Origin of the sequence: Caldibacillus thermoamylovorans (assembly GCF_000751775.1) — a bacterium.
GTDB lineage: Bacteria > Bacillota > Bacilli > Bacillales > Caldibacillaceae > Caldifermentibacillus > Caldifermentibacillus hisashii.
Map to the genome: position 1 here is coordinate 1 of NZ_CCRF01000031.1, position 8965 is coordinate 8965.

An 8965-nucleotide genomic window follows, 5' to 3' on the forward strand; every position below is an offset into this window, starting at 1 on the left:
TCGCCTCACCGTGTCAACCCCCCATGCCCAATTTACGAAGATTGCGGAGGTTGTCAGCTTCAGCACTTGGCGTATAGCCAACAACTTGTCGAAAAACGGGATATCCTTATTCAAGCACTGGAACGCCATACGAAATTGGACATTGAAAAACTTGATATACGGCCGACAATCGGGATGGATGACCCATGGCTTTATCGAAACAAATCCCAATTCCAGCTTGGTGAAATTAAAGGAAATTACATAGCAGGCCTCTATAGTATAAACTCTCATCGCCTCATTGACATTCCCAACTGCATCGTTCAACATCCGGCAACGAATAAAGCGGTGCGTGTAGTTAAAGAAATATTGAGCGATTTACATATTCCGGTGTACGATGAGCGGAAACGGACGGGCTTGGTGCGGACAATTGTTGCCCGAGTAGCGGTAGGAACTGGCGATGTTCAAGTTGTTTTAATAACCGCAAAGAAAGATTTGCCAAAAAAAGAATTAATTGTAGCTGAAATTCAAAAGCGTCTTCCTGAGGTGAAATCGATTATCCAAAATATCAATGGAAAAAAAACGTCACTAATCTTTGGTGATGAGTCACTGCAACTTGGTGGAGAGGAAACGATTCAGGAAGTTTTGGGTGATATCAGCTTTGAATTATCTTCCCGTGCCTTTTTCCAATTAAATCCAATTCAAACGGTGAAGCTTTATGATGAAGTGAAAACAGCTGCGGGACTAACGGGAAAGGAAAAAGTGGTCGATGCCTATTGCGGTGTTGGAACAATTGGGCTTTGGTTGGCGGATAAGGCCGGAGAAGTTCGCGGCATGGACGTGGTCAAAGAGGGAATTCGTGATGCGAGGAAAAACGCAGAACGACTCGGTCTGAAAAATGCTCATTATGAAGTCGGTAAAGCCGAAACCGTTATGCCGAAATGGGTGAAAGCAGGATGGAGGCCGGATGTTGTTGTCGTTGATCCACCCCGAGCCGGCTGCGACGAAACACTCCTCGATACCATCTTAAAAACCGGTGCCAAAACGGTCGTGTACGTCTCCTGCAACCCATCGACATTGGCGAAAGACTTGAATAAGTTGATGAAAAAGTACAAGATAGAGTACATGCAGCCGGTCGACATGTTCCCGCAGACTAGCCACGTTGAGTGCGTTTCGCAGATAGTTTTAAAATAAAAAAATGAGGCAAGATAAGGTTTCTCTCTTGCCTCTATGCAATTTTTGGGGTGGCAAACCGATAATGAATAATTGGTGTACCGTCCTCTTTTACCTCGATTCGATTAATCAGTCGATGGAGAATATCCTCGGTTAATTCATCGAAATTTAGGAATTGAAGTAATTCCTTTTTAAGCTTTTCAATCGTTTGGATTACATCCTCGCTTTCCATCAATGAAAGAAGTTCATTTTTCTGTTCCATTAATTCAGTTAAATCCTTGTTCGTTGCTTCAATACTCTCTTGATATTCTTCATTGGTAATGATTCCGTCAGCTAACAGGTTGATGAATCTCCTTTTTCGATTTTTTAAAACATCCATCTGTTTGTTAATCTTATTGATTTTCTTTTGAGAATCCGATTTTGTACTTTTCGATTTTCTCTCCATCTTCTTTATATATTGCTCTTTGTCAATTTGATGAATTAAGGATTTTATGTCATTTAGAATTGTTTCTTTTAAAAAATCCTCTTTTATTGTGTGGGCGGTACAAGCTTTTTTTCCATGACGCGCATAAGCCCCACAAATGTATCCGTCTCGATTGCTTCGGAACCACATACCTGTACCACAATCGGCACAAAAGAGGACATTAGTAAAAAGATGTATCTTGGGTGCTGTAATATATTTTCTTCTCTGCTCTAATTGATTTTGGACAGCATCAAACGTTTCCCTAGATATAATTGGCTCATGTGCATTTTTGATAATAAACTGTTTTTCTTTAGGAACGTTTTTTCTTCTTTTACTTGTTACACTTACTGTCGTTGTTCTTCCTTGAACAAGATCCCCAACGTAATGGGGATTTGTCAAGATGCATCTAATGGTAGAATCATGCCACTTATCTCCTGCGTTTGCTTTTCCAGCTATTTGAGCAGGAGTAGGAATTCCCTCGTTATATAGCCGTCTTGCAATACTTTGTCGTCCGTTTCCTTCCAAATATTCTTTGAAAATTCGTCTAACAATATTTGGTGTTTCATCATTTCGGATATGCAATTTTCCATCTCTTACTTCATAACCATATGGAGGATTCGAACCTTTAAAAAGTCCATTTATTGCTCGAGTTTTTAATGTCTCTTTCACACGATTACTCGTGTTTTGAGATTCTTGTTCGTACATCCATGCATAAAGGCCAAACATATGAGTGTTCCCTGTTAATGTATTGATCGCATTATCTAATGTAATAATGTGAATCCCTTGGTTTTCGCATAAGTTTTTGATTTTATAGGATAATTCTCCATTTCGGGCAAGGCGTGATAACTCTTTGGCAAGAATGATATCGAACTCCTTATTCTGAGCATCTTCAATCAGTTTTTGAAGTTCTTCTCTTTTTGCCGTCGTCCCGCTTTCAACGTCAATATAAAATTTGTAAATATCCCAACCTTTTTCCGCTATATAATTATAAAACAGTTCTTGCTGATATTTTAAGGAATCTTTTTGTTCTTCTTTATCGGTAGAAACACGAACATATACTGCACATCTCATTTTGAATCATACTCCTTCTCGTCTTTTTGAGATGTAGCAGTGTTTACCTTACTAGCATTATTGACGAGTTCTTCAATTTTATGATCAATAATGGAATTTATAACATCCAAGAAAGTGAGCGAAGTATCTGCAAAAATTCGCTCAACGGTGTTTTCTGATCTATTCATGATTTATCGCTCTCCCTTTTATAATTTTTCAATATAAAAAAATCCGCAGAATTACATAACCAATAATGAGAATGGTTACGTAACCTCTGCGGATCTCGCTTTTTATTGGGTTACACTATTTATTTGACTTTGTACAAATATTCTTCAATGCGATGTTTATAGGTATTTCCCTTTCCATTGTAACTATTTCTTCTATACTCAAATAAGAAATTAGTTAGCAGTGAATGTTCTTCTGTTGAAAGTTTTGATGGATGATTCACTCTTATATAGAGAAATCCCTTTAGATTTCCTTGGTTGTTAATCATTTTTCTTCTCCTTTTTTATTTGTATTTTTCGTTTTGCATAAAGCATTGTATCTTCGTTTTTTCATATTTGAAGAGGAATAAGGAATTTTATAAAAAATATAACCGAAATAAAAAAATCTTAGATTAACCGATTTGTTCTGAAACATTATACTTATCGATTCAATGTATTTTAATAGGATTTTAAAATTTTTTAAGATATTTTGGATTAACCAATTGGGCAAATAGTTATAGGTCTCCATGATTATCCTTTTAATAAAATGAGATAAATAGGTATAATGAAGATATATTAGATGCAGCAGGAGGAAGTTAGATGATTACAGGGGAAATTAAAAATAAAGTAGATAAAATATGGGAAACGTTTTGGACAGGTGGGATTACAAATCCATTAACGGTTATTGAACAATTTACTTATCTTTTATTTATAAAAAGTTTGGATGAAGCGGAAACGATTAAAGAGAAGGAAGCGGAAATTTTAGGCATTCCTTTTGAAGGAATCTTTCCAGAAGATAAACAGCACTTGCGCTGGCATCGTTTCAAACAGCTTGGTTCACCGGAAGAAATGTATCGGGTTGTATCGGATGGGGTGTTTCCTTTTATTAAAAATTTACATGGGAAAGATAATTCAGCCTACTCCAAGTATATGGGCGATGCGATGTTTTTAATCCCGACGCCGAATATGTTGGCGAAAATTGTCGACGGGATTGATAATCTTCCATTAAATGATCGGGATGTACAAGGGGATTTATACGAGTATCTTCTTTCCAAAATTGCAACAGCTGGTACCAATGGACAATTCCGTACACCAAGACACATTATTCAAATGATGGTTGAAATTATGAAACCAACGCCAGAGGATATTATTATTGACCCTGCTATGGGGACGGCTGGATTTTTAGTTGCAGCAAGCGAATACTTACGTAAACATCACAATGATATGTTTCTTGTTCAAGGCTTAAAAGAACATTACCATAACACCATGTTCTACGGAAATGATATGGACCGGACAATGCTACGTATTGGTGCCATGAACATGATGCTACATGGTGTAGAAAATCCGAATATTGACTATCGGGATTCACTTTCTGAAATTAATAAAGATAAAGAAAAATATACGTTGGTACTCGCTAATCCGCCATTTAAAGGCTCATTAGATTATGAAGCAGTTTCAAACGATTTATTAAAAATAGCGAAAACAAAGAAAACGGAATTATTATTTCTCTCCTTATTTATTCGTATTTTAAAACCAGGTGGACGAGCTGCGGTCATTGTTCCAGACGGTGTGTTATTTGGAAGTTCAAAAGCACACAAAACGATACGAAAGGAAATCATTGATAACCATAAATTGGAAGCTATAATCTCCATGCCGAGCGGAGTGTTTAAACCGTATGCAGGAGTTTCAACGGCGATTATGATTTTCACAAAAACCGGTGCAGGTGGTACAGATAATGTCTGGTTCTATGATATGAAAGCAGATGGATTTTCATTGGACGACAAACGTACACCGATTGAAGAAAATGATATACCGGATATTATTTCGCGATTCAATAATTTGAATGCAGAAAAAGATCGAAAACGAACGGAGCAATCATTCCTTGTACCTGTTGAAGAACTACGGAAAAATGACTATGACTTGTCGATTAATAAGTATAAAGAAATTGAGTATGAAGAAGTGGTGTTTGAGGAGCCGAAGGTAATACTTGAAAAAATCGAAATTTATGAAAAGGAAATCCTAAATGGTATTACAGAGTTAAAAGATTTAGTAAAGGATGTAGTAGGATGATTTCTAAATATAAATGTTACCCCTTGAAAAATTTTATCAAGCAAATTAGAGGTGTCTCTTACAAAAAAGATCAAATATCTGAGAAACCAATTGAAGGTTATATACCGTTATTAAGAGCTACAAATATCCAGAACGGAGAATTAACATATGAAAATGTATTGTATGTAGCTCCTTCTCTAGTAAAAGATGAACAAAAATTAAGGAAATATGATATTCTTATTGCCGCATCTAGTGGAAGTAAAGAAGTTGTCGGAAAGCCGGGTCAAGTAAAAGAAGAAAGTAATTATACCTTCGGTGCGTTTTGTAAATTAATTAGACCAAATACAAATATTAATCCCGATTATTTAAGACATTTTTTTAATACTAAATATTATTCACAAACAATCTCACAATCAATAAATGGAGCTAACATTAATAATCTAAGAAATGAACATATAGATAATTTAATGATTCCAGTACCATCTATAGATATACAAAGAAAAATAGCAATATTATTAAATAAGGCCCAAAATCTAATTAAATATCGCAAAGCCCAAATCGAAGCATTAGATCAATTAACACAAAGTGTTTTTTTGGAGATGTTTGGTGATCCTTCTACGAATCCAAAAAGATGGAAAAAAGTAAATTTAGAAGAGATTGCAATAAAGGAAAAAGGAGCTATTAAATCTGGTCCTTTTGGAAGTCAGTTGTTAATAAGTGAATATGTAAAAAATGGTATACCAGTACTAGGTATAGACAATGTCGAAAAAAATAAATTTGTCTGGGCAAAACCAAAAGCAATATCAGAACAGAAGTATAAAGAATTAAAAGCTTTTAGAGTGTATAGTGGTGACGTTTTAATTTCACGTACGGGTACAGTAGGAAGAACATGCGTAGTCCCAGATGATTTCAAAGAAGGAATAATAGGGCCAAATTTATTAAAGGTTACACTTGATAAAAATTTAATGTTACCAGAGGTCCTATCAATCATGTTCAATTATCTCCCGCATGTTATAAATCAAATAAAGTGGATGTCTCCCGGAGCTACAGTACCAGTTTTTAACACAAAAAATTTAAAAAAAGTTAAAGTGTTAGTACCAGATAAAAAAGTTCAAGTTGAGTTTGTTAAAAAGATTAAAGAAGTTGAAGAACTAAAGTCAAAATTTATATTGGGACTCACTGATTTAGAAAAAAATTATAACTCCCTAATGCAACGTGCCTTCAAAGGCGAATTATTTACCGAAGAAAAAGTTTCTAACCTTTAATCAAAGGAGGTGTTCATGTGTCTAACTTCAGCTTTTTAAAAGGGAAAAAACAGTATCGTAGTTTTGCTGATGCTTGTTTTGAAGCAGAAAAAGGTTTAGTAGTCAGTCCAGCTGTCAGCGCCATTCAGTCTCGTCGAGCGCTGGAGCTGGCTGTGAAGTGGGTTTATAGTTATGACAGTGCTTTGAAAGTTCCTTATCAGGATAATCTTTCCAGTTTGATTCACGACCGAGAATTTTTAGGAATTATTGATGAAGATTTATTGCCGATGATGAAGTATGTAGTAAAACTCGGCAATCAAGCGGTTCATACGAATGCACCCATTACCCGTGATGAAGCGGTTTTATCCCTTCATCACCTATTCCAATTTATTGCGTGGATTGATTACTGTTATTCTGATGAATTTACCGCTGGGGAATTTGATGAATCCCTACTTCCGGTTGGAGAAGAAAAGAAGGTCCGTCCGAAAGAATTACAAGATTTATACGAACAATTAAGTGCGAAGGACCGGAAACTTGAAGAAATCATTAAAGAAAATCAACATCTACGTAAAAAGGTTACAAAAAAGCGTGAGCAAAATACGAAAGAAAATAATTTCCAAGTTGATCAATTAAATGAATTTAAAACAAGACTAAAATATATTGATTTAGACTTGAAACTTGCCGGTTGGGAATTTAATAAAGATATTATTCGAGAATATCCAGTTGTTGGTATGCCAAATAAGGAAGGTAAAGGGTTTGCTGATTATGTTTTATTTGGAGACAATGGGAAGCCTCTTGCTGTAGTAGAAGCAAAAAGAACAGCAAAAGATCCGAAAATTGGTCGCCAACAAGCCAAACTTTATGCTGATTGTATCGAAAAAATGTCAGGTGTTCACCCGGTGATTTTCTATACGAACGGCTTTGAAACATATATTTGGCATGATCCGTATCCACCACGAAAAGTTTCTGGTTTCTACAACAAAGAAGAATTAAGTTTGTTAATCGAACGCCGGCAAATGAAACGTCCGTTAACAAATATTCAAATTAATGATGATATTAGTAACCGATATTATCAAAAGGAAGCCATTTTATCAGTTTGTGACGCATTAAGCCGTAATCAGAGAAAAGCGCTTCTAGTTATGGCAACAGGTAGCGGGAAAACGAGAACGGCAATTTCGATTGTCGATGTATTGACTCGTCATAATTGGGTGAAAAATGTTCTCTTTTTAGCAGACCGAACTGCATTAATTAATCAAGCATACAGAAACTTTAATAACTTACTGCCAAGTATACCTTTATGCAATCTTTTAGATAACAAGGATAACCCAGAGGAAAGCCGAATCGTCTTTTCTACATATCCAACGATGATGAATGCCATCGATGAGGCGAAAAGAAAAAATGGCAAAAAACTATTTACCGTTGGACACTTTGATCTCATCATCATTGATGAGTCGCATCGAAGTATCTATAAAAAATACCGCAGCATTTTCGATTATTTTGATGGAATTTTATTGGGATTAACAGCTACACCAAAAGATGAGATTGATAAAAATACGTATGCAGTGTTTGACTTGGAAAATGGCGTTCCAACATATGCCTATGAACTCGATCAAGCTGTAAAAGATGGGTTTTTAGTTGATTACCGAACAATTGAAACTAAGACAAAGTTTCTTGAAGAAGGTATTCATTACGATGATTTATCGGAAGAAGATAAAGAAAAATATGAAGAAACCTTTGATGAAGAAGATTTCACTGAAGATATTGACAGCTCTGCCTTAAATGAGTGGCTCTTTAATGACAACACCATCGATATGGTTCTGAAAGATTTAATGAACAAAGGTATTCATGTAGAAGGTGGCGACAAGCTAGGCAAAACCATTATTTTTGCGAAAAATCATCGCCATGCCGAAAGAATCGTAGAACGGTTTGACGCATTGTTCCCAGAGTATGGTGGAGATTTTGCTAGAGTCATTGATTATAGCATAAAATATGTTCAAACATTAATAGATGACTTTTCAGATAAAAGTAAAATGCCACAAATTGCTGTATCTGTAGATATGCTTGATACAGGTGTGGACATTCCTGAAGTAGTTAATCTAGTATTCTTTAAAAAGGTTCGCTCGAAAACAAAGTTCTGGCAAATGATTGGTCGTGGAACACGGCTTTGTCCAGATTTATTTGGAATTGGACATGATAAAACGCATTTCCTCATCTTTGACTATTGCGGAAACTTTGAGTTTTTCCGTGAAAATCCAAAGGGAATGGAAACACAAGTTGGTAAAAGCCTCACAGAAAAACTATTCAATGCCAAAGTGGATATTATCCGTGAATTACAAGGAACTGAGTATCAAACAGAAGAATATGTCAACCATCGAAATGAATTAGTCCATGAAGTAACAAAGGACGTTCTTGCGCTTGATAATGAAAATTTCCGTGTTAGACAACATCTGCAATATGTGGAGAAATATAAAAATAAGGACAATTGGGTGTCATTATCTGTTCTTGATACGAATGAAATTAAAGAACATATCTCACCGATCATTGTCCCAGTTCAAGATGATGAATTTGCTAAACGTTTTGATTTATTAATGTATACGATTGAATTGGCAAAATTACAAGCCAACAATGCAACAAAACCAATTCGCAGCGTCATTCAAACGGCGGAAGCACTTTCTAAACTTGGTACGATTCCGCAAGTGATGGAACAAAAGCACATCATTGATAAAGTGTTAACAGAAGAATTTTGGGAAAGTGCTGATATTTTCGAGTTAGATGAAGTGCGTGAAGCATTAAGAGATTTAATTAAA

General features: G+C 35.6%; 6 protein-coding genes. 4 read left to right on the forward strand and 2 right to left on the reverse strand.

The window, feature by feature from the left end; genetic code table 11:
* Positions 1-1170 (forward strand): 23S rRNA (uracil(1939)-C(5))-methyltransferase RlmD (gene rlmD, locus BT1A1_RS04050; protein ID WP_034768419.1); only part of this gene is annotated, 1170 nt, incomplete at its 5' end.
* A 34-nt stretch (positions 1171-1204) separates the two neighbouring features.
* On the opposite strand, the gene BT1A1_RS04055 is transcribed toward rlmD, so the two are convergent.
* Both BT1A1_RS04055 and BT1A1_RS19030 read right to left on the reverse strand, forming a co-directional pair.
* The gene (locus BT1A1_RS04055) at positions 1205-2683 is read right to left on the reverse strand and encodes a recombinase family protein (protein ID WP_034768410.1); all 1479 of its coding nucleotides are present in this window, start codon (positions 2681-2683) and stop codon (positions 1205-1207) included.
* Positions 2680-2850, reverse strand: a complete 171-nt coding sequence (locus BT1A1_RS19030; protein WP_197057069.1) for a hypothetical protein — start codon at positions 2848-2850, stop codon at positions 2680-2682. The genes BT1A1_RS04055 and BT1A1_RS19030 overlap by 4 nt, the downstream gene beginning before the upstream one ends.
* A 615-nt stretch (positions 2851-3465) precedes the next feature.
* On the opposite strand from BT1A1_RS19030, the gene BT1A1_RS04070 reads away from it, so the two are divergent.
* The 3 genes from BT1A1_RS04070 to BT1A1_RS04080 all read left to right on the forward strand — a co-directional run.
* Positions 3466-4935 carry a type I restriction-modification system subunit M gene (locus tag BT1A1_RS04070; RefSeq protein WP_034768416.1) on the forward strand — a complete coding sequence of 490 codons (1470 nt, stop codon included), beginning with the start codon at positions 3466-3468 and terminating at the stop codon, positions 4933-4935.
* On the forward strand, positions 4932-6179 hold the full coding sequence (locus BT1A1_RS19035) for a restriction endonuclease subunit S (RefSeq protein WP_051988995.1): 1248 nt from the start codon (positions 4932-4934) through the stop codon (positions 6177-6179). The genes BT1A1_RS04070 and BT1A1_RS19035 overlap by 4 nt, the downstream gene beginning before the upstream one ends.
* Before the next feature lie 17 nt (positions 6180-6196).
* Positions 6197-8965 (forward strand): DEAD/DEAH box helicase family protein (locus BT1A1_RS04080; protein WP_034768418.1); only part of this gene is annotated, 2769 nt, incomplete at its 3' end.